The organism is Streptomyces sp. NPDC098781 (assembly GCF_044759995.1).
In the GTDB taxonomy this organism is placed as follows: Bacteria; Actinomycetota; Actinomycetes; order Streptomycetales; family Streptomycetaceae; genus Streptomyces.
Map to the genome: position 1 here is coordinate 311,298 of NZ_JBIWAK010000006.1, position 21,394 is coordinate 332,691.

The 21,394-nt window shown below is 69.1% G+C and carries 21 protein-coding genes; 6 read left to right on the forward strand and 15 right to left on the reverse strand.

Going from position 1 to position 21,394, the window contains the following annotated elements:
* The first annotated feature begins 4 nt into the window (after nucleotides 1–4).
* Together ACIQWG_RS25740 and ACIQWG_RS25745 are read left to right on the forward strand one after the other, a co-directional pair.
* Nucleotides 5–220: a DUF397 domain-containing protein gene (locus tag ACIQWG_RS25740; protein WP_404099973.1), complete on the forward strand. Its 216-nt coding sequence runs from the start codon at nucleotides 5–7 to the stop codon at nucleotides 218–220.
* Nucleotides 221–228: 8 nt separating this feature from the next.
* Nucleotides 229–450, forward strand: a complete 222-nt coding sequence (locus ACIQWG_RS25745) for a DUF397 domain-containing protein (protein WP_404099975.1) — start codon at nucleotides 229–231, stop codon at nucleotides 448–450.
* Here the strand turns inward: ACIQWG_RS25745 and glmS are convergent.
* The 3 genes from glmS to ACIQWG_RS25760 all read right to left on the reverse strand — a co-directional run bounded on the left by glmS (nucleotide 411) and on the right by ACIQWG_RS25760 (nucleotide 4,234).
* Nucleotides 411–2,258, reverse strand: a complete 1,848-nt coding sequence (gene glmS / locus ACIQWG_RS25750; RefSeq protein WP_404099977.1) for a glutamine--fructose-6-phosphate transaminase (isomerizing) — start codon at nucleotides 2,256–2,258, stop codon at nucleotides 411–413. The two genes, ACIQWG_RS25745 and glmS, sit on opposite strands and share 40 nt — an antisense overlap.
* A 147-nt stretch (nucleotides 2,259–2,405) precedes the next feature.
* A complete protein-coding gene (locus tag ACIQWG_RS25755; RefSeq protein ID WP_404099979.1) occupies nucleotides 2,406–3,221 on the reverse strand; it encodes an ABC transporter permease in 816 nt (271 codons plus the stop codon).
* A complete protein-coding gene (locus tag ACIQWG_RS25760; protein WP_404099981.1) occupies nucleotides 3,218–4,234 on the reverse strand; it encodes an ATP-binding cassette domain-containing protein in 1,017 nt (338 codons plus the stop codon). The genes ACIQWG_RS25755 and ACIQWG_RS25760 overlap by 4 nt, the downstream gene beginning before the upstream one ends.
* A gap of 200 nt (nucleotides 4,235–4,434) precedes the next feature.
* Between ACIQWG_RS25760 and coaA the strand changes: the two genes are divergently transcribed.
* Together coaA and ACIQWG_RS25770 are read left to right on the forward strand one after the other, a co-directional pair.
* Nucleotides 4,435–5,412, forward strand: a complete 978-nt coding sequence (gene coaA / locus ACIQWG_RS25765; RefSeq protein ID WP_404099983.1) for a type I pantothenate kinase — start codon at nucleotides 4,435–4,437, stop codon at nucleotides 5,410–5,412.
* A 16-nt stretch (nucleotides 5,413–5,428) separates the two neighbouring features.
* Nucleotides 5,429–6,367: a DUF389 domain-containing protein gene (locus ACIQWG_RS25770; protein ID WP_404099985.1), complete on the forward strand. Its 939-nt coding sequence runs from the start codon at nucleotides 5,429–5,431 to the stop codon at nucleotides 6,365–6,367.
* An 85-nt stretch (nucleotides 6,368–6,452) separates the two neighbouring features.
* On the opposite strand, the gene glmM is transcribed toward ACIQWG_RS25770, so the two are convergent.
* The 4 genes from glmM to ACIQWG_RS25790 form a co-directional block, all read right to left on the reverse strand.
* Nucleotides 6,453–7,811, reverse strand: a complete 1,359-nt coding sequence (gene glmM, locus ACIQWG_RS25775) for a phosphoglucosamine mutase (RefSeq protein ID WP_404099987.1) — start codon at nucleotides 7,809–7,811, stop codon at nucleotides 6,453–6,455.
* Between the two features lie 235 nt (nucleotides 7,812–8,046).
* On the reverse strand, nucleotides 8,047–8,571 hold the full coding sequence (rpsI, locus tag ACIQWG_RS25780) for a 30S ribosomal protein S9 (protein ID WP_404099989.1): 525 nt from the start codon (nucleotides 8,569–8,571) through the stop codon (nucleotides 8,047–8,049).
* Nucleotides 8,572–8,613: 42 nt separating this feature from the next.
* Nucleotides 8,614–9,057, reverse strand: coding sequence for a 50S ribosomal protein L13 (gene rplM, locus ACIQWG_RS25785; protein ID WP_003998796.1), 444 nt, complete (start codon nucleotides 9,055–9,057; stop codon nucleotides 8,614–8,616).
* Between the two features lie 1,124 nt (nucleotides 9,058–10,181).
* A complete protein-coding gene (locus tag ACIQWG_RS25790) occupies nucleotides 10,182–10,361 on the reverse strand; it encodes a hypothetical protein (protein ID WP_404099992.1) in 180 nt (59 codons plus the stop codon).
* A gap of 92 nt (nucleotides 10,362–10,453) precedes the next feature.
* Here ACIQWG_RS25790 and ACIQWG_RS25795 point away from each other — a divergent pair, with 92 nt between their 5' ends.
* Both ACIQWG_RS25795 and ACIQWG_RS25800 read left to right on the forward strand, forming a co-directional pair.
* A complete protein-coding gene (locus ACIQWG_RS25795; RefSeq protein ID WP_404099994.1) occupies nucleotides 10,454–10,813 on the forward strand; it encodes a hypothetical protein in 360 nt (119 codons plus the stop codon).
* A gap of 66 nt (nucleotides 10,814–10,879) precedes the next feature.
* Complete coding sequence (locus ACIQWG_RS25800; protein WP_404099996.1) at nucleotides 10,880–11,761, forward strand: hypothetical protein; 882 nt, start codon at nucleotides 10,880–10,882, stop codon at nucleotides 11,759–11,761.
* 45 nt (nucleotides 11,762–11,806) lie between these two features.
* Here ACIQWG_RS25800 and ACIQWG_RS25805 read toward each other — a convergent pair whose 3' ends face one another.
* From ACIQWG_RS25805 to ACIQWG_RS25840, 8 genes are all read right to left on the reverse strand, one after another.
* Nucleotides 11,807–12,571: a polyprenol monophosphomannose synthase gene (locus ACIQWG_RS25805; RefSeq protein WP_404099998.1), complete on the reverse strand. Its 765-nt coding sequence runs from the start codon at nucleotides 12,569–12,571 to the stop codon at nucleotides 11,807–11,809.
* Between the two features lie 29 nt (nucleotides 12,572–12,600).
* A complete protein-coding gene (locus ACIQWG_RS25810; RefSeq protein ID WP_404100000.1) occupies nucleotides 12,601–13,911 on the reverse strand; it encodes a UDP-glucose dehydrogenase family protein in 1,311 nt (436 codons plus the stop codon).
* A 52-nt stretch (nucleotides 13,912–13,963) separates the two neighbouring features.
* Nucleotides 13,964–15,748, reverse strand: coding sequence for an ArnT family glycosyltransferase (locus ACIQWG_RS25815; RefSeq protein WP_404100002.1), 1,785 nt, complete (start codon nucleotides 15,746–15,748; stop codon nucleotides 13,964–13,966).
* Nucleotides 15,748–16,773: a glycoside hydrolase family 26 protein gene (locus ACIQWG_RS25820; protein WP_404100004.1), complete on the reverse strand. Its 1,026-nt coding sequence runs from the start codon at nucleotides 16,771–16,773 to the stop codon at nucleotides 15,748–15,750. The genes ACIQWG_RS25815 and ACIQWG_RS25820 overlap by 1 nt, the downstream gene beginning before the upstream one ends.
* A complete protein-coding gene (locus ACIQWG_RS25825; RefSeq protein WP_404100370.1) occupies nucleotides 16,773–18,191 on the reverse strand; it encodes a glycosyltransferase family 2 protein in 1,419 nt (472 codons plus the stop codon). The genes ACIQWG_RS25820 and ACIQWG_RS25825 overlap by 1 nt, the downstream gene beginning before the upstream one ends.
* A 424-nt stretch (nucleotides 18,192–18,615) precedes the next feature.
* A complete protein-coding gene (gene truA / locus ACIQWG_RS25830) occupies nucleotides 18,616–19,482 on the reverse strand; it encodes a tRNA pseudouridine(38-40) synthase TruA (RefSeq protein ID WP_404100006.1) in 867 nt (288 codons plus the stop codon).
* 143 nt (nucleotides 19,483–19,625) lie between these two features.
* On the reverse strand, nucleotides 19,626–20,138 hold the full coding sequence (gene rplQ / locus ACIQWG_RS25835; RefSeq protein WP_404100008.1) for a 50S ribosomal protein L17: 513 nt from the start codon (nucleotides 20,136–20,138) through the stop codon (nucleotides 19,626–19,628).
* A gap of 85 nt (nucleotides 20,139–20,223) precedes the next feature.
* Entirely contained in the window at nucleotides 20,224–21,246 is a 1,023-nt protein-coding gene (locus ACIQWG_RS25840) for a DNA-directed RNA polymerase subunit alpha (RefSeq protein WP_003966937.1), read from the reverse strand.
* Between the last annotated feature and the right edge of the window lie 148 nt (nucleotides 21,247–21,394).

Here is a 21,394-nt window from a genome sequence, read left to right on the forward strand (position 1 = left end):
CCCCATGAACAACTGGCGAAAGTCGTCACACTCCGGCGAGGGCGACGGCAACAACTGCCTTGAAATGGCGACCTCCGCCACCCACATATCCATCCGTGACTCAAAGGCCCCGGCCAGAGCAACCCTCACCTTCCCGACCGGAGCCTTCACCGCCTTCCTCGACGATCTGAAGTCGGCTCACTCCACCGTCACTGCCACAAGGCCGGCGAAACAGCTGTGAGGCACTCGATGGACGCCCCCGGCGCATGGCGGAAGTCGTCCTACTCCGGCGGCGGCGACGGCAACAACTGCGTCGAGATCGCCGACACCCCCACCCACATATCCATCCGTGACTCAAAGGCCCCGGCCAGAGCAACCCTCACCTTCCCGACCGGAGCCTTCACCGCCTTCCTCGGCCACCTGAAGTCAGCTCACTCCACCGTCACCGACTTCGCCAGGTTCCGAGGCTGATCCACCTCGTTCCCCCGAGCAGTCGCCAGCTCGCACGCGAAGACCTGAAGCGGCACCGTGGCCACCATCGGCTGAAGCAGCGTCGGCGTGGCCGGGATCCAGATCAGGTGATCGGCGTACGGCACCACCGCCTCGTCCCCCTCCTCCGCGATGACGATGGTCCGCGCACCCCGAGCCCGGATCTCCTGCATGTTGGACACGATCTTGTCGTGCAGAACGGACCGCCCCCGAGGCGAGGGCACGACGACGACCACCGGCAGGTCATCCTCGATCAGGGCGATCGGACCGTGCTTCAACTCCCCCGCCGCGAACCCCTCGGCGTGCATATAGGCGAGTTCCTTGAGCTTCAGCGCACCCTCGAGCGCGACCGGATACCCCACGTGCCGTCCGAGAAAGAGCACCGTGTTCTTGTGGGCGAGGCTCCGCGCCAGCGCCCGCACCGGCTCCATGGTCTCCAGCACCCGCTCGACCTCACTGCCGATGTGCGACAGATCCCGCACGACGACGTGGATCTCGTCGCCCCACTTGGTGCCGCGCACCTGACCCAGGTACAGCGCGACGAGATAACAGGCCACGAGCTGCGTCAGAAAGGCCTTCGTGGACGCGACGGCGACCTCCGGCCCGGCGTGGGTGTACAGCACCGCATCCGATTCCCGGGGAATCGTGGACCCGTTGGTGTTGCAGATCGCCAGCACCTTGGAGCCCTGCTCGCGGGCGTGCCGTAGGGCCATGAGGGTGTCCATGGTCTCGCCGGACTGGGAGATGGCGATGACGAGGGTCTGCTGGTCGAGGATCGGATCCCGGTACCGGAACTCACTGGCCAGCTCCACCTCGCACGGAATCCGGGTCCAGTGCTCGATGGCGTACTTGGCGATGAGCCCCGCGTGAAAAGCCGTACCGCACGCCACAATCACGACCTTGTCGACTTCCCGCAGTTCGGAGGCGCTGATCCGGACCTCGTCGAGCGTGAGGGAGCCGGCCGCGTCGATACGCCCGAGCAAGGTGTCGGCGACGGCTTTGGGCTGCTCGGCGATCTCCTTGAGCATGAAGTAGTCGTAGCCGCCCTTCTCCGCGGCGGCGGCGTCCCAGTCGATGCGATACGACCGCACATCGGCGGGCCGCCCGTCGAACCCGGTGACGGTCACACCGTCCCGCCGCAGCTCCACGACCTGGTCCTGCCCCAGCTCGATGGCCGACCGGGTGTGGTCGATGAAGGCGGCGACGTCGGACGCGAGGAAGGCCTCCCCCTCACCCACGCCCACCACGAGCGGCGAGTTCCGGCGCGCCCCGACCACTACATCGGGCTCGTCCGCGTGCACGGCGACGAGCGTGAAGGCCCCCTCCAGCCGCAGGCAGACGAGTCGCATGGCCTCGGCGAGATCGGCGCACCCGGAGAACTCCTCGGCGAGCAGATGTGCGACCACCTCGGTGTCGGTCTCGGAGCTGAGCTCATGCCCTCGCTCCTCCAACTCCGCCCGCAGCCCGGCGAAGTTCTCGATGATCCCGTTGTGGACGACCGCGACGCGTCCGGCGTTGTCGAGATGCGGATGAGCGTTCACGTCCGTCGGCCCCCCGTGGGTGGCCCACCGCGTATGCCCGATCCCGGTGTTCCCGCTCGGCAGCGGCCGCTCTTTCAACTCCTTCTCGAGATTGACGAGCTTCCCCGCCCGCTTGGCGGCCGCCAGCCCCCCGTCCGCCAGCACGGCGACCCCGGCCGAGTCATAGCCCCGGTACTCCAGCCGCTTCAGCCCAGCGGTGACAACCTCAAGCGCCGACTGCGCCCCCACGTATCCCACGATTCCACACATGCGCGGCAGCCTACGGCCGAACCAGCGCTGAAAAGTGGCGAAGCGTGCCCCATTTCGGAAATTCCCACGGGGGTACGAACCCTCAACTGGGCTGGATCCGGCCACGGACGGAGCAGGCACTCATCCGCCCGACGCAAGCCGGCACGGTCACGTCTTCGCCCGATAGGCCCGCATGGCCAACGGACAGAACACCAGCACCAGCCCCGCGGCCCACACCAACGACCACAACACCGGCTCGGCCACGGCCCCACCCAGCAGCAACCCCCTGAAGGCATCGGAGAGATGCGTCACCGGATTCACGTCGCTCCACGCCTGCAACCACCCCGGCATCGTGTCCACCATCACGAACGCGCTACTGGTGAAGGTGATCGGGAAGATGATCGTGAAGGCGAAGGCCTGCACCTTCTCCGCGTCCCCGGCCAGCATTCCGATCAGTACCGCGCCCCACGACACCGCCGCGGCGAAGACGACCACCAGCAGTGTGCCGAGCAGGAAGCCGCCCACGCCCCCGGTGATCCGGAAGCCGAGCAGCAGGCCCAGGCCGATCATCAGCAGCAGGGCCCAGACGTGCTTGGCGAGGTCCGCGGTGATGCGGCCGATGAGCGGGGCCGAGCGGGCGATCGGGAGGCTGCGCAGGCGGTCGAAGACGCCTTTGGTGAGGTCGGTGTTCAGCGCCATCGCCGTGTACATGGTCATGAAGAGCGTGTTCTGGACGATGATCCCCGGCAGCGCGTACTTCAGATACGCCTCGGGGGAGCCCGCCATCTGCCCGCCCAGCACGTACGTGAAGAGGAACACGAACATGATCGGCGTGATGCTGTAGTCGACCAGTTCCAGCGGGTTGTGCTTCACCGCCACCAGGCTCCGCCAGGCCATCGTGAAGGTCTGCCGCAGCCCGTCCAGCGGGCGCACCCGGCCCGATTCGGTGATCGGCGCCGTGACGGTCGTGGCGGCGGCGGTCATGACCGGCTCACCGCCTTCTCCAGCTCGCTCTCGTCCTCGTCCCGTACGGTCGCCCCGCCGTTCCCCTCCGGCTCGCCGGGCTCGGCCCGGTGCCCGGTCAGGGACAGGAAGACCTCGTCCAGCGACGAACGGCGCAGCGCCAGCTCGCCCACCGCGATCCCCTCGCGGTCCAGCGTGCGCACGACGGACGGCATCAGCGCGGGGTCCTTCACGGGAGCCGTGATCATCTCGCCCTCGATCCGGCACTCGGCCCCGGCGGTTCCGGCCACCAGCCGGTGGGCCCGCGCCAGGTCCTGCCCCAGCACCGGCCGCAGCTCCAGCACCTGTCCGCCGACCTGCGACTTCAGCTGGTCCGGAGTGCCCTCGGCGATCACCCGGCCCTTGTCGATCACCACGATGTCGTCGGCGAGCACATCGGCCTCGTTCAGATACTGCGTGGTCAGCAGGGCCGTCGCACCGTCCGCGACCAGCCCCCGCAACAGATCCCACAGCTCACCGCGGCTGTGCGGGTCCAGGCCGGTGGTCGGCTCGTCGAGGAAGAGGATGCTGGGCCGGCCGACCAGGCTGGCCGCGAGATCCAGCCGCCTGCGCATACCGCCCGAGTAGGTCTTCGCGGCACGGCCGGCCGCGTCGGCCAGCTGGAAGCGCTCCAGCAGCTCGGCCGCGCGCGCCCTCGCCTCCCGCCGTGGCAGGCCTAGCAGACGCCCGATGAGCAGCAGGTTCTCGGTACCGGTGAGGTTCTCGTCCACCGCCGCGTACTGCCCGGTCAGCCCCACCATGGCCCGTACGACCCCGGCCTCCCGGACGACGTCGTGCCCGGCCACATGGGCCCTGCCCCCGTCGGGCTGAAGCAGCGTCGCGAAGATCCGTACCGCGGTCGTCTTCCCCGCGCCGTTGGGACCCAGCAGCCCGAGCACCGTGCCACGGCGGGCCCCCAGGTCGACCCCGGCCAGCGCCTCGGTGTCCTTGAACCGCTTGACCAGGCCTTCCGCCTCTATCGCATACGTCGTCATGGGCAACCCCTCGGCGTTCACGCGCCCTCGGCGTCCATGGGCCCCGACCCGGGCCCACCTCTCCCACAACTGTGACGCACGCCACTGACATTCCCCACCTTGTCCCGGTTCGCCCGGAAATCGGGGCGGCGTGACGGATCCCACCCCACCGTCCGTTCGTCCTGCCGTAACAATGGACTGTGATCTCTCCGGTCTCCTCGATGCCCCGGAGCGCCCACCGGCAGAGGCCGGAGGCGACTCCCTACGTCGACCTCACCCGTGACGAGTGGAGCGCGCTGCGCGAAAAGACCCCACTCCCCCTCACCGCCGACGAGGTCGAGAAGCTGCGCGGCCTCGGCGACGTCATCGACCTCGACGAGGTGCGGGACATCTACCTCCCGCTCTCCCGCCTGCTCAACCTCTACGTCGGCGCCACCGACGGCCTCAGAGGCGCCCTGAACACCTTCCTCGGCGACACCGGCGAAAAGGGCTCCCAGTCCGGCACCCCGTTCGTCATAGGGGTCGCCGGCTCCGTCGCCGTAGGAAAGTCCACGGTGGCGCGCCTCCTCCAGGCCCTGCTCTCCCGCTGGCCCGAGCACCCGCGCGTCGAGCTGGTCACCACCGACGGCTTCCTGCTGCCCACCAAGGAGCTCCAGGCCCGCGGCCTCATGTCGCGGAAAGGTTTCCCCGAGTCCTACGACCGCCGCGCGCTGACCCGCTTCGTCGCCGACATCAAGGCGGGCAAGGCCGAGGTCACCGCCCCCGTCTACTCCCATCTGATCTACGACATCCTCCAGGACCAGCGGCTCACCGTCCGCCGCCCCGACATCCTGATCGTCGAGGGCCTGAACGTCCTCCAGCCCGCCCTGCCCGGCAAGGACGGCCGCACCCGGGTCGGTCTCGCCGACTACTTCGACTTCAGCGTGTACGTCGACGCCCGCACCGAGGACATCGAGACCTGGTACCTCAACCGCTTCAAGCGGCTGCGCGAGACCGCGTTCCAGAACCCCTCCTCGTACTTCCGCAAGTACACCCAGGTGTCCGAGGAGGAGGCGCTCGACTACGCCCGCACGATGTGGCGGACCATCAACAAGCCCAACCTGGTGGAGAACATCGCCCCGACCCGCGGCCGCGCCACCCTCGTCGTACGAAAGGGCCCGGACCACAAGGTGCAGCGCCTGAGTCTGCGCAAGCTGTGACGGCTAGTCTGCCCCCATGCTGCACCTGCGCCTGATCACGCCGTCCGACAAGACCGACGACGTGGTCCGCCTGATCGAGAAGACGGTGGGGACGGCCCACCTCGCCGTGCTGTCCGGCGCCGCCCGCAATCCCGCCGGGGACCTGGTGCTGTGCGACGTGGCGCGCGAGGCCGGTGACGAACTCCTCACCAAGCTCCAGGAGTTGGGCATCGACGAGTGCGGTTCGATCGCCGTCGAGGACATCGAACTGTCGCTGTCCAAGCGCGCCGACAAGGCCGAGAAGGAGGCGCCGGGCGAGGGCGCGGACGCGGTGCTGTGGGAGCACCTGACGGAGGCGACCCACGAGGAGTCGACTCTGTCTGTCACCTACCTCGCCTTCATCACCCTCGCGACGATGATCGCGGCCTGCGGTGTGGTGCTCGACAACGCGATCCTGATCGTGGGCGCGATGGCGGTCGGCCCGGAGTTCGGGCCGCTGGCCGGCATCTGTACGGCCATGGTGCAACGCGCTCCACGCCTCGCCCTGCGTTCACTGATCGCGCTGCTGGTGGGTTTCGCCGTGGCGATGGCGCTGACGGTGGGCTTCAGCTACTTCATGGACGCGGTCGGCCTGTTCACCGAGGCCAAACTAGAGGCGGACCGGCCCAACACCGGGTTCATCTACGATCCGGACTTGTTCTCCTTCGTCGTGGCGGTCCTCGCCGGCGCCGCCGGCACCCTCTCCCTCACGTCCGCCAAGTCCGGCGCCCTGGTCGGCGTCGCGATCTCGGTGACGACGGTCCCCGCCGCCGCCAACGCGTCCGTGGCCCTGTTCTACGGCGACTCCATGCAGACCTGGCTCTCGACGGGCCAGCTCCTGCTGAACCTGCTGGGCATCATCCTGGCCGGCACGATGACCCTGCTGATCCAGAAGTGGCTGTGGGCGAAGCAACGCCGGCGGGTCAACGCCGCCTGAGGGGCGCGGGGAACTGCGCGAGCAACCACGCACAACGGTCAGCCCGCGCCGAACAGAAACCCCCGCCCCCACCCGGCACCAGCACTTACCCCAGCGCGGACTTCACCACATCCGCCAGCCGCCCGGCGACAGACCGAGCCTGCTCGATATCGGCGGCCTCGACCATCACCCGCACAAGCGGCTCGGTACCGGACGGCCGCAGCAACACCCGCCCCGTCGACCCGAGTTCCCGCTCGGCGTCGACAACCGCCGCCGCGAGCTCCGCGGACGTCTTCACCCGCGACTTGTCCACGTCGGGCACATTGACCAGCACCTGCGGCAACCGCTCCATCACCGCGGCGAGGTCCCGCAGCGTACGACCGGTCTGCGCGACCCGGGCCGCCAGCAGCAGCCCGGTCAGCGTGCCGTCACCGGTCGTGGCGTGGTCGAGGATGATGACGTGCCCGGACTGCTCGCCGCCGAGGGCGTAGCCGTGCTCCTTCATCTCCTCCAGCACATACCGGTCACCGACGGCGGTCTGCACCAGGTTCAGCCCCTCGCGCTCCAGCGCCAGCTTGAAGCCGAGGTTGGACATCACGGTCGCCACGACGGTCTCGGAGCGCAGCGCGGACCGCTCCCGCATGGCGAGCGCGAGCACGGCGAGGATCTGGTCGCCGTCCACCTCGTCGCCGGTGTGGTCCACGGCGAGGCACCGGTCGGCGTCCCCGTCGTGCGCGATCCCCAGCGCGGCCCCGTGCTCGATCACGGCGGCCTTCAGCTTGCCCAGATGCGTGGACCCGCAGCCGTCGTTGATGTTGAGCCCGTCCGGCTCGGCACCGATGGTGACGATCTCCGCCCCGGCCCGCGTGAACGCCTCCGGGGAGACACCCGCAGCGGCGCCGTGCGCCTCGTCGAGGACGATCTTCAGCCCGTCCAGCCGGTTGGGCAGCACGCCCAGGAGGTGGCCGACGTACTCGTCGAACCCCTGGTCGTACGACCGCACCCGCCCGACGGCCGCACCGGTCGGCCGCTCCCACGGCTCACCGTGCCGATGCTCGTCGTAGACGGTCTCGATACGGTCCTCCAGCTCGTCGGCGAGCTTGTGGCCGCCGCGGGCGAAGAACTTGATGCCGTTGTCGGGCATGGCGTTGTGGCTGGCGGAGAGCATCACACCGAGGTCGGCGCCGAGCGAGCCGGTCAGGTAGGCGACGGCGGGCGTCGGCAGCACGCCGACCCGCAGCACGTCGACTCCCGCGCTCGCGAGGCCCGCGACCACGGCGGCCTCCAGGAACTCCCCGGACGCGCGCGGGTCCCGTCCGACCACCGCGGTGGGCCGGTGGCCCGCGAAGGTGCCCGCCTCGGCCAGTACGTGCGCCGCCGCCACCGACAGACCCAGCGCCATCTCGGCGGTCAGATCCGCATTGGCGACACCGCGCACGCCGTCCGTGCCGAAGAGTCGTCCCACTTGTCCTCCTGAGGAAACATCAGATCCGGAAGCGGAGCCGGCGCTCGCGGTTCCGCACACCGCCGGGGGCTCCCGCTTCCAGGCATTCCATGCCTGGGTATCGGATCACACAAGCCTTTGAACGTCTTGTGCCGTTATACGCCCGAGCCTATGGATAAGACGAACGCCCCGGCGGCACTGTGGCGTGCCGCCGGGGCGTTCGGAGTACCGGAGTACGAGCAGAGGCAGCCGGCGCTTAGCGCTTGCTGTACTGCGGAGCCTTGCGGGCCTTCTTCAGACCGGCCTTCTTGCGCTCGACCGCACGGTCGTCGCGCTTGAGGAAGCCGGCCTTCTTCAGCGGGCCGCGGTTGTTGTCGACGTCGGCCTCGTTCAGGGCGCGGGCGACACCGAGACGCAGCGCACCGGCCTGACCGGAGACACCGCCACCCGCGATGCGGGCGATGACGTCGTAGCGGCCCTCGAGCTCGAGCACCTTGAAGGGCTCGTTGACTTCCTGCTGGTGCACCTTGTTGGGGAAGTAGTCCTCAAGGGTGCGACCGTTGATCTTCCACTTGCCGGTGCCCGGAACGATCCGGACGCGGGCGATGGCGTTCTTGCGGCGACCCAGGCCCGCGGCGGGCTGGGGCTCACCGAAGCGCGAGGCCATGGACTCGGAGGTGTACTCACCCTCCACAGGAACCTCGGACTCGGTGGTGTAGCTGTCGATGTCGATGTTCTCGACGTTCTCGTCGAGCGGCTGCTCGGCAGTGGTCTCGGCCACGATTCTCCTCAGATTCTCTTCAGTCTTAGGGGGTGGCCGGACTTACTGCGCGACCTGGGTGATCTCGTACGGCTGCGGCTGCTGCGCGCCGTGCGGGTGCTGGTCACCCTTGTAGACCTTCAGCTTCGAGAGCATCTGACGGCCCAGGGAGTTCTTGGGGAGCATGCCCTTGACGGCCTTCTCGATGGCCTTCTCGGGGTTCTTGTCGAGCAGCTCGTCGTAACGGACGGAGCGCAGACCACCCGGGTAGCCGGAGTGGCGGTACGCCATCTTCTGGGTCCGCTTGTTGCCGGACAGGTGCACCTTGTCGGCGTTGATGATGATGACGAAGTCACCAGCGTCGACGTGGGGGGCGTAGATCGGCTTGTGCTTGCCCCGGAGAAGGGTCGCTGCGGTGGTGGCGAGACGACCCAGGACGACGTCCTGAGCGTCAATGACGTGCCACTGGCGCGTCACATCGCCGGGCTTGGGGCTGTACGTACGCACGGTTCGTAGCCTTCGCTTCGAGTGAATGGTCCTGAACAGGTCACCGAAACGATCACGACAGCCTGGACCGCACGGCGGCGACGCATACCGCGTACATGGGGTCGCTGGTCATCGGCCCGGTGGACCGGTGTAAGGGCCCGTCCCGTGAGAATGAGCAAGCCAATACACAACGAACATGCAGGATACCTGCGGCGCCACGGCCGGGTCAAAACGGCACCGCAAGGACGCCTCCACCCCCGGCCTCCCGGCCCCGAAAGCGCCTTCGTCCTCAAACGCCGGACGCGCTGGAAGACGGCAAGCGCACGGCCTCCGCACCCCAGCATGCACCCACCGCCCCGGTACGAGCCACGCCCTCTGGCCCACACCTCCCCCCCCCACCGACACCCCGGCGACGGGACGACCACTGCCGACCGGCACCCCACCCCCACCCTTCCTCGCCCCACCGCCCGCCGACACCCTCTCCGCCACCCCGGGGCGAGGGTGATCACTGCCGACCCGCGCCCCATCCCCACCCGTCCTCGTCCCACCGCCGGTGGACACCCGCCCCGCTCGCACCCGAGCCTGACGGCTGGAGACCGGGCTGGCCGGCCCGCGCGCTCTCATCCCTCCGCCGGCCGACACCCGCCCCCCACTCCTGCCACTCCAGCTGCCTGGCCCCGCGGGCAGTAGCAGCGCGTAGCGGACTGTGCGGCCAGCCCGTGTCCCATCCCCACCCGCCTACGCGCCCCGCCAGTCCGGCAGCCGCGCCCGCGAGCAGCGGCCGGGGACCCCGCCGCCCCCTGATCCACCTCAATCGGCTTCGCCCCCCTGCCCCAGGTGGCAGACGACGACCTTGCTGCTACGCCGCACCCCGCCCCCGCTCCCAGCCACTCCCGCAGCCGCGCCCCGGGAGCAGGCCCCCCTGCCGCCCTCCCCTGACCCGGCCCCAGTCGGCTTCACCCCTGCCCCCCCGGGTGGCAGGCGCCGCCCCTGCTCCCACCCCCAGCCCCCCGGCCTACCGACTTGGCTCACGGCTCGCCGAGCTCGGGGTTCCGGGGGCGGAGCCCCCGGGGGACGGGGTCGAAGGGGCGGCGCCCCTGGTGGGTGGGACGGGTAGGGGCGGCGGGGACGAGAACAACCCGGCGTCACACCCACAGTGCACCCGCAACCGTCACCGCCAGACCGCACAGCGTCACCACGTCCCGAAAGGCACGCCGCTGCACCGCCTCCGCGTACGGCCACGTCACCCCCGGCAGCTGCGGTACCAGAGCCAGCCAGAACCAGGGCCCCCGCCCCACCGACCCCTCGCACGGCAGCACCGCCACCGGCGACGCCTCGCCCGGCCAGCAGCAGCACGAGGTGAGCGAAGGGGGCGAACCCCACCGCGATGCCGATCAGACCGAGAGCGGGGAACCGAGTGCGCAGTCCCACCCCGTGCAGCCGCCGCGCGCAGACCCATCCGCCCACCAGACAGCCGGTCACCGCCACCGGCACCAGGACACCCAGCACACCCCGCGGCAGCAGCGCCTGCCGAGCCGCCGTCGGCACCGCGCTCGGCAGATACAGGAAGTGGGAGTCGTCATACGGCGAACCCCCGGCCGACCAGACCCGCGCCGCCCGCACGACGATCGCGTTGTCCATCCCTTCGTCCGAGGTCACCCGGGCCGTACGCACCACGAGGGCGACCAGTACGGCCCCGAGCGCCACCCACAGATGCCAGGTGGCACGTCGTACCAACCACCCGGAGATGTCGCTTTTGCGCTCGCCCACCTTGTGAACGCCAGGTGCCCGTGCGCCGCTTGGGGCGGACCGGCACACCCGAGCTCCGTCTAAGATGCGCCCCATGAGCTATGGGCAGCAGGGGGGACCCCAGTCCCAGTGGGATCCCTGGACACCGCATTCCCAGCAGCCGTGGAACGACGGCGCCGACGGGACCCCGGACTGGGCCGCTCTCGCCGAGGCGTCCGAGAGCCGCAACAAGCGGCGTCGGCTGCTGTTCATCGGCGGCGGCGCGCTGGCCACCGTCGCCATCGGTGCCGCCGTCGCCGTGGCCGTGGTGTCGGCGAACGACGGCAACTCAGCCGCCAACAACCCGACTTCGACGCTTCCCGCGACGGCGGAGCTGCCGGGCGAGTCCGCCGCGGCACCGTCGTTCGCGCCGACGAGCGCTCCGCCGCCGCTGGACCCGAAGGACTTCATCTCCAGCAAGAACAAGGACACCGCGCCGCTCGGCGCCCAGATCCTCTTCCCCGGCACACAGCTGACCATGGGTGAGACGGTCTACAAGAAGGGCGCGACGGACGACACGAAGAACTGCTCCGCGGCCACCAAGGGCGGTCTCCCGAAGATCCTCACCGCCAACGACTGCACCCGCTTCCTGCGCGTCTCGTACATCAAGGACGGCATCGCGGTGACGGTCGGGGTCGCCGTCTTCGACTCCGAGGCGCAGGCCGCCAAGGTCAAGGGCCAGGTCAACACCAAGAAGGACATCGTCAGGTCCCTCTCGGGCGAGGGCGTCAAGGACTTCTGCACCTCGTCCGTGTGCCGCTCGACCTCCAACTCCTACGGCCGTTACGCCTACTTCACCATCACCGGCTTCACCAACGGCCGGGACATGACGGACAAGGACACCCGGGCCTTCCAGGCCGGCGACGACCTGGCCGAGTTCACGTTCCGCCAGATCCGCCGGCGGGGCGAGGCGCAGGCGTCCGCGGCGAGCGAGTAGCGGCGCGAGCGGCGGCCGACGCACGGTCGACCGCCGCTCACCGGCTCACCTGTGCTTCAGGCGCAGCCGGATCGGTACGACCGCCGACTCCAGCTGCGTCCGGAGCGTCATCTTGGACACGCCCTCCGTCCGCTCCTCGAAGCGGATCGGGATCTCGACGGCGCTGTGTCCGGCCCGTACGGCCTTGTACTTCAGCTCGACCTGGAAGCTGTAACCGGCGCTGTCCAGGGTGGCCAGGTCGATGTCCCGCAGGGTCGCCGCCGACCACAGGTTGAAGCCGGCCGTGATGTCCCGGATCTTCGTGCCGAGCACGGCGCGGGCGTAGCGGTTGGCGAACCGGGACAGCAGCACCCGGTGCATGCCCCAGTCCTCGTCGAGCGAGCCGCCCTCGACGTACCGGCTGCCGACGACCAGGCCCACCCCCGAGGCCACCGCCGTCCCCAGCATCCGCGGCACGGCCTCCGCCGGGTGGCTGCCGTCGGCGTCCATCTGGACGACGTAGGCGGCCCCCTCGTCGAGCGCGGCGCTCATGCCCGCGACGTACGCCCGCCCCAGACCATCCTTCTCGGTGCGGTGCAGCACGCTCATCCGGTGCCGGCCGTCCCAGTTGTACTTCTCGGCGAGTTCCTCGGCGATCCGCCCGGTGCCGTCCGGGCTGGAGTCGTCGACGATCTTCAGGTGCAGCCCGTCGATCGGCAGCCCGAGCACCAGCTCGGCCATCCGCGCCACATTCGCGGCCTCGTTGTACGTCGGCATGACCACGGTGACCGGTACGCCCGGGTGTCTGTCGTGGTTGTCACGTCCCGTCATGGCTTTCTCTTTCCCTCCCCTAGGGGCCTCTACCGAGGCCCCTCCCCAACGGGCGCGGGCCTTCCCAGCGCCCGGAACCACCAGCCCGCCGCGGTCCAGCGGTCCGCGTCGAGCACCCCCCGCCCGTCCACGATCCGTGGACGGGAAACCAGCGACCGGGCCCGCTCCGGGTCGATCTCCCGGAACTGCGGCCACTCGGTCAGATGCAGCACGAGATCGGCGCCGCGCAGCGCGTCCTCCGCGGACAGCGCGTATCCGAGGAGCGGGAACGCCTTGCGGGCGTTGTCCATCGCCTCGGGGTCGTGGACCGTGACATCGGCGCCGTCCAGCCGCAGCCGCGCGGCGACATTGAGCGCCGGCGAGTCACGGATGTCGTCGGAGTCGGGCTTGAAGGCGGCCCCGAGCACGGCGATACGGGCCCCCAGCACCGTTCCCCCGCAGATCTGACGGGCCAGCTCGACAACCTTGTCACGGCGCCGCATGTTGATCGCGTCGACCTCGCGCAGGAACGCCAGCGAGACGCCCAGCTCGTCGGCGCGGTGCGCGAAGGCGCGGATGTCCTTGGGCAGACAGCCCCCGCCGAAGCCGACGCCGGCCCGCAGGAACTTGCGGCCGATCCGGTCGTCGTAACCGATCGCCTCGGCGAGCACCCCGACGTCGCCGCCCGCGACCTCGCAGAGCTCCGCCATCGCGTTGATGAAGGAGATCTTGGTGGCGAGGAAGGCGTTGGCGGCCGTCTTGACCAGCTCGGCGGTCGGGAAGTCGGCCGTGACGAGCGGGGTTCCGGTGGCGAGGACGGGCGCGTACACCTCCCGCAGAATCGTTTCGGCACGCTCCGACCGCACCCCGAACACCAGCCGGTCCGGCCGCAGCGTGTCCTCGACGGCGAAGCCCTCCCGCAGGAACTCCGGGTTCCAGGCGACCTCGACACCGGCATGCGTGTCCGCGAGCCGGCCCGCGGTCCCGACCGGCACGGTCGACTTGCCGACGACCAGCGCGTCGGGGCCCGCGTGCGCGGCGATCGCCGCGAAGGCGGAGTCGACGTAGGTCAGGTCGGCACCCTCCGAGCCCTTGCGCTGAGGCGTGCCGACACACACGAAGTGCACGTCGGCGAAGGCCCCGGCCTGTGCGTAGTCGGTCGTGAACCGCAGCCGCCCGCTCGCCGTGTGCCTGGCGATCAGCTCGGGCAGGCCGGGCTCGTGGAACGGCACCCGGCCCGCCCGCAGCGCGGCGACCTTGTCCGGGTCCACGTCGACCCCGAGGACCTCGTGGCCGAGCTCCGCCATACAGGCGGCGTGGGTGGCACCGAGGTAGCCGGTGCCGATGACGGTGAGCCGCATGGGTACGGCCTTTCGTATACGGGGGTGAAGAAAGTGGAGGTGAGCGGCGGGCTCAGGACGTCTTCGTCCAGATCTTGTACGCGCCGGTGCCGCCCCCGCTGAGCGTGAAGGGGATCGTGCCGACCATGCGGTAGTGACCGCTCCGGGTCACCTGCTCCTCGAGGTACTTGTCGAGATCCGGCGTCGCCACGCCGTCCAGCACGATGAGGTCGAAGTAGCCGGCCTCGATGGCCAGGCGGTACCCCTCTCGGCCGTGGTGGATCTCACCCTTCTTGTCCGAATAGCCAATGCCGTAAGTCGATGTCCACTGCGAGTGGTTCGTCTTGTCCCGCAGGTAGTAGACGGGCACTTCGTACGTCGCCCCGAGGTAACGCGCCTTGGGCTTCATGTACGGCTCGACCGCCTTGACGAGCGGTGCGGAGTCGGGCCACAGTCCGAACCGCCACTCGGACTGGGAGACGCCGAGGCACAGGGCCGCGACCCAGACCATGATGCCCAGTTGCGGATAGCGGAAGTGCTTGCCCACCAGCCGGATCACGCCGATGCCCGCCATCGGGGCGGCGAAGAGCAGACCGAAGTCGAGGTGCTTGTAGAGCGACACCGCGGTGCTGAGGTGGATCTGGTACGCGGGCGCCAGCACTGCGGTGCCGGTCAGCAGCAGGCCCAGCAGGACACGCCAGCGCCAGCCGGGGCCGTTGAGGCCGTAGGAGCGCGGCGACTCGTTCATGCGGCCGCGCAGTGCGTAGGCCACCGCGCCCGCCACGGCGGTGGCGAACATCAGACCGCCCCACTCGGCGGACTTCTCCAGCAGCGACAGAGCGCTGTCGGTGCCGTGCGCACGGTTGGTGGTCGTCTGCCGCACACCGGCAAGCACATCGGTGTACATCAGGCCCACGCCGACCAGGGCGGCGGTGCCGACCCCCAGAAGGAACGCGCGGGACAGGCAACGCCAGCCCTTGTGGTGCCACGCGGTCAGCGCCGCGAGCACGACGAGCGTCGGGATGTACAGCGCGGACGCGTACTTCACCGCGACCGCCAGCACCATCACCGGCGCCGCGAGTAGCACCGCGATCGCGGGCGCCCGGTTGGTGCGGACGACGATCCATGCGGACAGCGCCAGCAGGAAGATCGCCGGAGCGTCGTACGTCGCGAACCAGCCGAGCACGATCGTCGGCTGGGTCACCGCGAACAGGGCGGCGGCCACGAGCGCGACCCGCTCGTTGAACATGCGCCGGGTGAAGGAGTACAGCAGCCCGGTCGCGCCCAGCATGCTGAGCAGGCTCAGCGCCCGGGCGCCGGAGAGCCCGAAGTACCCGTCGACGACGGCCGCCGCGACCGGGTACAGCATCGGCGAGCCGGAGAAGTACGTCTCGTAACCGCTGTACAGCGGCGTGCCGTTCGCCCAGTGGTCGAGGATGTTGTGACCCGCCGCCAGGTACAGGGCCTCGTCCTGGAACGCCGTGTTGGACAGCCTCAGCGACAACACGGCCTGGATCACCATGAGGACCGCGAGGACACCGCGGCTGACCCAGGCACGGCGTCGGCTCGGCCGGTCGTCCCAGCCCGCCTCCGGCGTCTCCGGGATGTGGTACCCCGGCTCGTCGTCCGGCACCTGCTGGTACTGGACCGTGCGCAGCGCGTACGTCGGCTGGTCCTGCTGAGGGTCGCGGTACTGCTCGTCGTACCCGTACTCCTGGTGCCCAGGCTGCCCGTGCTGCCCGGGCTGCCCCTGCTGATGCGGCGCCCCGACCTGGCCGTCGGAGTTGAACCAGGTGAAGTCGCCCTCGGCGTACGGATCGTAGGGCTGAGGCGTGAAGTGATCGTTTCGGGAGGTCATCACGGCGTCCGTACGTCGAAGCCGAAGCCGTCGTCGGCGGCCAGGCGCTTGAACTCCTTCAGCGCCAGCGGGCTCGCCTCCAGTCGCCAGTCGGCACGCTTTTTGTGGTTGAACCAGACGAAACCGAGCATGTTGTCGTCCGCCGTCACGCCGGTGAACAGATTGCGGATGTCGGCACGGCGCCGCTCACCCGCCATCGCGGCGGTCTCCAGCAGGATCATCGGCTTCTTGGTGAAGGTGCGGACCTGGTTCCGGGTCGGCCCGAAGACGCTGTCGAAGGCGTTGTCCTCGTCGATGGTCCAGTAGCCGATCAGGCCGACCCAGTCGACGTAGGCGTCGCCCGGGTAGTACGGCTTGAGCTTCACCTCGGCGACCGGGTTGACGATGTTGGGCGACCAGGCCCAGATGACGTTCGAGGCACCGGCGTCGATGAAGGTCTCGTGGATGTGCCGCCAGGCGGCGACATAGTCCGCGGGGGTCACATCCTTCGTGCCCCACTTCTCCCAGTGCCCGTTGAACTCGTCGGCGAAGGAGATCACGACCGGCAGGTTCAGCTTGCGCACCGCGGTCGCGTACTTCTTGATGTACGCGTCGGACTTGCCGGCCGCGATGTCGGCGATCGGAGTGTCGAAGGGCTCCCACGACATCAGCGTCATGGCGCCCTCGCCCCAGGCGTTGCGCACGCCGGTGGCGTCGAAGCCGTCGCCCCAGGCGGCGTAGTACTCGAGGAGGTTCGGCTGCTTGCCGACCATCTTCGTGTACGCGTCCACGCCCTTCATGGAGGTCGGCGCGCCGTCGACGGCGGCACCGAAGTACTTCTTGTCCGGCTTCAGCAGAGGTACGACGTCGTAGGGGACGTCGGCCTCCGGGTTCGCCGAGGAGTCGCCGGCGCCGGCCTCGCCCTGCCGGTCGGTCTGGCCGGAGCCGGCCGAATCGTCGCCGAGGACGGAGCAGCCGCTGAGCGCGAGCACTCCGCCGAGCACACAGGCAGTCAAAGCCGTTCGGACCCGGGTGAACGTGCGCATCAGACAGCCACCGCCTTCTCGCGCGGCTGGACCAGGACCCGGCCCACGACAAGGGCGTAGAAGAGCCCGGAGGACAGGATCAGGGCGAAGTCCGGGGCGTTCATGGTGAACGTCCGGTAGACCGCTCCCACCACCCAGATCAGCGCGGTGCCGCCGCTCCAGACCCACATGCCGATCCAGAAGCGCCGCGTCTTGTTCTTCTTGGCGCCGGAGGAGCCGGTGGGCTGCCAGCCCATGCGGTTCTTGCGGAGGATGTCCCAGATGGCGAACACATGGGCCCAGCCGTACATCAGGCGGGCTGCCCAGGCCTCCAGGCGGTAGGGCGACCTGTGCCACATCGGGAAGATGATCGTGGTGTAGATGATGCTGGGCAGCACCAGGACCAGGTGCTCGACCATGAGCTTGTCCGGCATCATCACGAGCAGCGCGATCGGGATGACCGGGGCGGCGAAGGTGAACAGCGCCGTGTGGATGTAGTAGAAGAAGCCGGACATGTAGCACAGGCGACTGGAGAAACGTATCTTCGCCTGCCAGAACTTCCGGCTGCCGAGCAGGCTCATCGACCCCGAGCACCAGCGGTACTGCTGGTTGAAGAAGGCGCCCGCGGTGTCCGGGCAGACGCCGGTGGACACGGCGACCGGCACATAGCGCAGGTCCCAGCCGAGGCCCCGCAGGTCGAAGCCGGTGTGCACGTCCTCGGAGTGCTCGATCAGCGTCGTACCGCCGTTGGTCTCCAGTGCGGCCCGCCGGTACACCGCGCAACTGCCCACGCAGATCGCGCCGTCGCTGCCCTGCCGGGACACCTGCACGGACCGGTAGAACAGCTCCTGCACCGCGCCCGCGCCGCGCTCGATCCAGTTCTGCGAGTCCAGCACCCGGAAGTACTGCGGCGACTGGACGATCCCTACGCGCGGGTCCGCCTCCATGTACGGCAGCAGCTCCTGGAGCAGGTCGGAGCGCGGGGTGAAGTCGGCGTCCAGGATCAGGATGTACTGGCCGTCGGACTGCCCGAACCCGAAGTGCAGGTTGCCGGCCTTCTTGAACCAGCCCCGGTTCTCCCGGGTGCCGTAGCGGAACCCGAAGTCCCGCGCCATGGCGGCCAGCTCGGGGCTGGCCCCGTCGTCGAGCACGAACGGCACGCACACACCCGGGTACCGGTCGGCCATCTCGCGCACATGCCGCCAGGTGTTGTGGAGCACCTCGATGGGCTCACCGCACACCGGCAGGAACACATCGACCGTCGGGTACACCTCGGGCCGCCAGTTGTGCACCAGCCGCTTGTGGTGCGCGATGTCGAAGTCCCGGGTGAAGCCGTTCACCCGGAGCGACACCAGGTAGTACACGACCGTGAAGACGAGCAGCGGCGTGTAGATCCACAGCAGCGGCGTCGAGGCGGCCAGCTTGAACTGGCTCAGCACCAGACAGCAGAAGCTGACCAGCGAGCTGATCGTCAGAATCCACAGATGCCGACGGGCGTAGGAGTACTTCTCCTTGTCCGTCGGCGGCAACGGCAGCAGCCCCAGCGGAGCGCCGTCACCCCGCCCCGCCCTCCGTCGTCCGCCACTGTTGCCGTTCTGGCGCGTGCTGCGCCGCCCCCCGGTCCGCGCAGGACCAACTGCACTCATGAGAAATCCACCCCCGGGCCCGGATACGGCCCGTACGACCCCCACCCCTACTCGGCCTTCCCCATGTCGATTTCTCGAACAATGGCCGAGCAGCTCGAACAAGTAGTTCGAGCGACGAAAGGTTATACGAGAGGCGAGGAGGCTGTAAGGGGCATCAAGAGGAACTACGCCCGGAAAGTCCCGACATGGACGCTATCTGACCTCAAATGTCAGGTAACTAACAGGTTTCGCATCCGGGCGTCCCGGGCAGGGATCGCCTGTTTCGTGCTTCCTTGCTCCGCGCCGCCAGCAACGCGTCGGCCGGATACCCCACCTCTTCGAGCGTCAGCCCGTGCGGCCGCACGACATGCACGGCGGAGTCCCGCACACCCGCGGCGAGCACCTTGCCGGGCCAGTCGGCGGGCCGGTGCCCGTCCCCCACGAACAGCAGCGCCCCGATGAGCGAGCGCACCATGTTGTGGCAGAAGGCGTCGGCCCGCACGGTCGCGGTGATGATTCCGTCGTCCCCCCGCACCAGGCTCAGCTCCTGCAACGTACGGATGGTGGTGGCCCCCTCCCGCTTCTTGCAGTAGGCGGCGAAGTCGTGCTCCCCGAGCAGCCGTTCGGCGGCCTCGTTCATCGCGTCGACGTCCAGCGGCCAGTCGTGCCAGAGGACATGACCCCGCAGCAACGGATCGACGCCCCCGGGATTGTCGGTGACGCGATAGGCGTACCGCCGCCAGATGGCCGAGAACCGCGCGTTGAACCCGGCGGGCGCCTCCCTCAGCGCCCAGACCCGCACATCCTTCGGCAGCCGCCCGGCAAGCCGCTTGAGCAACTTCTCACTGTGCTCGGCCCACACCGCCCGCGGCAGATCGACATGCGCCACCTGCCCCCGAGCATGCACCCCGGCATCGGTCCGCCCGGCGACGGTCAGCTCGTACGTCGTGCTCCCGGACCGCGTGACGGTCCGCAACGCGTCCTCGATCTCCCCCTGCACGGTCCGCCGCCCGCCGGCCTGCTTGGCCCACCCGGAGAACTCGGAGCCGTCGTAGGACAGGTCAAGACGAATACGGACGTAACCGGGCGCGACTTCTTCGCTCACAAGCAGATCCTCTCAGCAACACAAAAGCGGGCCCGCCCCTCGAAAGGAACGGACCCGCCAACGCCCTGAAGGGGCGCGGGGAACTGCGCGAGCAACCACGACGAAAGCCGCACCCGCCGACGAGCAATTCCCCGGCAGAACGCTTACGCGTCCTTCGACTCCTCGGCAGCCTCATCGGCCTGAGCCTCGGCAGCCTCATCGGCCTTGGTCGTGTCGACCTTGGCCTCGGAGACCTCGGCGTCCTTGGCAGCGCGCTTCGTCGCGGCCTCGGCCTCGCCGGTGGCCTCCTGAGCAACCGTCAGCGCCTCGACCAGCTCGATGACAGCCATGGGCGCGTTGTCGCCACGGCGGTTACCGATCTTGGTGATGCGGGTGTAGCCACCCGGACGGTTCTCGTACCGCGGGCCGATCTCGGTGAAGAGCGTGTGGACGACGCTCTTGTCCGTGATGACCTGGAGCACCTGGCGGCGGTTGTGAAGGTCGCCCTTCTTCGCCTTGGTCACCAGACGCTCGGCGTAGGGCCGCAGACGGCGGGCCTTCGCCTCGGTGGTGGTGATACGGCCGTGCTCGAAGAGCGACTTCGCGAGGTTCGCGAGGAGCAGCTTCTCGTGCGCGGCGCTGCCGCCCAGACGGGCACCCTTGGTGGGCTTCGGCATTGTTCTTCTCCTGTGTGTCTGCCCCGGCCGTGTCAGGTACCGGGGTCAGGAACCCGATGAGCGGATGCTCACCGGCAACGACCGATCAGTACTGCTCGGTCTCCACGAAACCCGCGTCCGCGTCGTCGTCGGCGCCAAAGGCGTCGGCGGCGGCCGTGGGGTCGAATCCGGGCGGGCTGTCCTTCAGAGCCAGGCCCATGCCGGCCAGCTTCGCCTTGACCTCGTCGATGGACTTCGCACCGAAGTTACGGATGTCCAGGAGGTCGGCCTCGGAACGCGCCACGAGCTCACCCACGGAGTGGATGCCCTCACGCTTGAGGCAGTTGTACGACCGAACGGTGAGCTCCAGCTCCTCGATCGGCAGCGCCAGATCGGCGGCAAGGGCGGCGTCCGTGGGGGACGGGCCCATGTCGATGCCCTCGGCGTCGATGTTCAGCTCGCGGGCGAGACCGAACAGCTCGACCAGGGTCTTACCGGCGGAGGCCATGGCGTCACGCGGACGCATCGCCTGCTTGGTCTCGACGTCGACGATCAGCTTGTCGAAGTCGGTGCGCTGCTCGACACGCGTGGCCTCGACCTTGTACGTGACCTTCAGCACCGGCGAGTAGATGGAGTCGACCGGGATACGGCCGATCTCCTGGCCCACCTGCTTGTTCTGCACGGCGGAGACGTAACCGCGGCCACGCTCGACCGTGAGCTCCATCTCCAGCTTGCCCTTGCCGTTGAGCGTGGCGAGGACGAGGTCGGGGTTGTGCACCTCGACACCGGCCGGGGGCGCGATGTCGGCGGCGGTGACCAGACCCGGGCCCTGCTTGCGCAGGTACATCACGACCGGCTCGTCGTGCTCCGAGGAGACGACCAGCTGCTTGATGTTGAGGATCAGGTCGGTGACGTCCTCCTTGACGCCCGGCACGGTGGTGAACTCGTGCAGCACGCCGTCGATACGGATGGACGTGACCGCCGCACCCGGGATCGAGGACAGGAGGGTCCGGCGCAGGGAGTTGCCGAGGGTGTAACCGAAGCCCGGCTCCAGCGGCTCGATCACGAACCGGGAGCGGAACTCGTCGACGACCTCTTCGGTCAACGAGGGACGCTGAGCGATCAGCATGTGTGGATCAGATCCTTCTTTCGTGGACGCCCGCTATTTGACGCCCGACGGAAACCGCACCCTGTGAGAAGCGCGGGTACTGCAAGGGTACGGGCGATACGGCCTTACAGCGCCGTACCGCCCGAAACCAAGCCTGCGTGCAGCAGCC

Coding starts and splice junctions, on each gene's coding strand:
- ACIQWG_RS25740 (WP_404099973.1), top strand. CDS start 5: ATGAACAACTGGCGAAAGTCGTCACACTCCGGCGAGGGCGACGGCAAC.
- ACIQWG_RS25745 (WP_404099975.1), top strand. CDS start 229: ATGGACGCCCCCGGCGCATGGCGGAAGTCGTCCTACTCCGGCGGCGGC.
- glmS (WP_404099977.1), bottom strand. CDS start 2,258: ATGTGTGGAATCGTGGGATACGTGGGGGCGCAGTCGGCGCTTGAGGTT.
- ACIQWG_RS25755 (WP_404099979.1), bottom strand. CDS start 3,221: ATGACCGCCGCCGCCACGACCGTCACGGCGCCGATCACCGAATCGGGC.
- ACIQWG_RS25760 (WP_404099981.1), bottom strand. CDS start 4,234: ATGACGACGTATGCGATAGAGGCGGAAGGCCTGGTCAAGCGGTTCAAG.
- coaA (WP_404099983.1), top strand. CDS start 4,435: ATGCCCCGGAGCGCCCACCGGCAGAGGCCGGAGGCGACTCCCTACGTC.
- ACIQWG_RS25770 (WP_404099985.1), top strand. CDS start 5,429: ATGCTGCACCTGCGCCTGATCACGCCGTCCGACAAGACCGACGACGTG.
- ACIQWG_RS25800 (WP_404099996.1), top strand. CDS start 10,880: ATGAGCTATGGGCAGCAGGGGGGACCCCAGTCCCAGTGGGATCCCTGG.
- ACIQWG_RS25805 (WP_404099998.1), bottom strand. CDS start 12,571: ATGACGGGACGTGACAACCACGACAGACACCCGGGCGTACCGGTCACC.
- ACIQWG_RS25810 (WP_404100000.1), bottom strand. CDS start 13,911: ATGCGGCTCACCGTCATCGGCACCGGCTACCTCGGTGCCACCCACGCC.
- ACIQWG_RS25815 (WP_404100002.1), bottom strand. CDS start 15,748: ATGACCTCCCGAAACGATCACTTCACGCCTCAGCCCTACGATCCGTAC.
- ACIQWG_RS25820 (WP_404100004.1), bottom strand. CDS start 16,773: ATGCGCACGTTCACCCGGGTCCGAACGGCTTTGACTGCCTGTGTGCTC.
- rplQ (WP_404100008.1), bottom strand. CDS start 20,138: ATGCCGAAGCCCACCAAGGGTGCCCGTCTGGGCGGCAGCGCCGCGCAC.
- ACIQWG_RS25840 (WP_003966937.1), bottom strand. CDS start 21,246: ATGCTGATCGCTCAGCGTCCCTCGTTGACCGAAGAGGTCGTCGACGAG.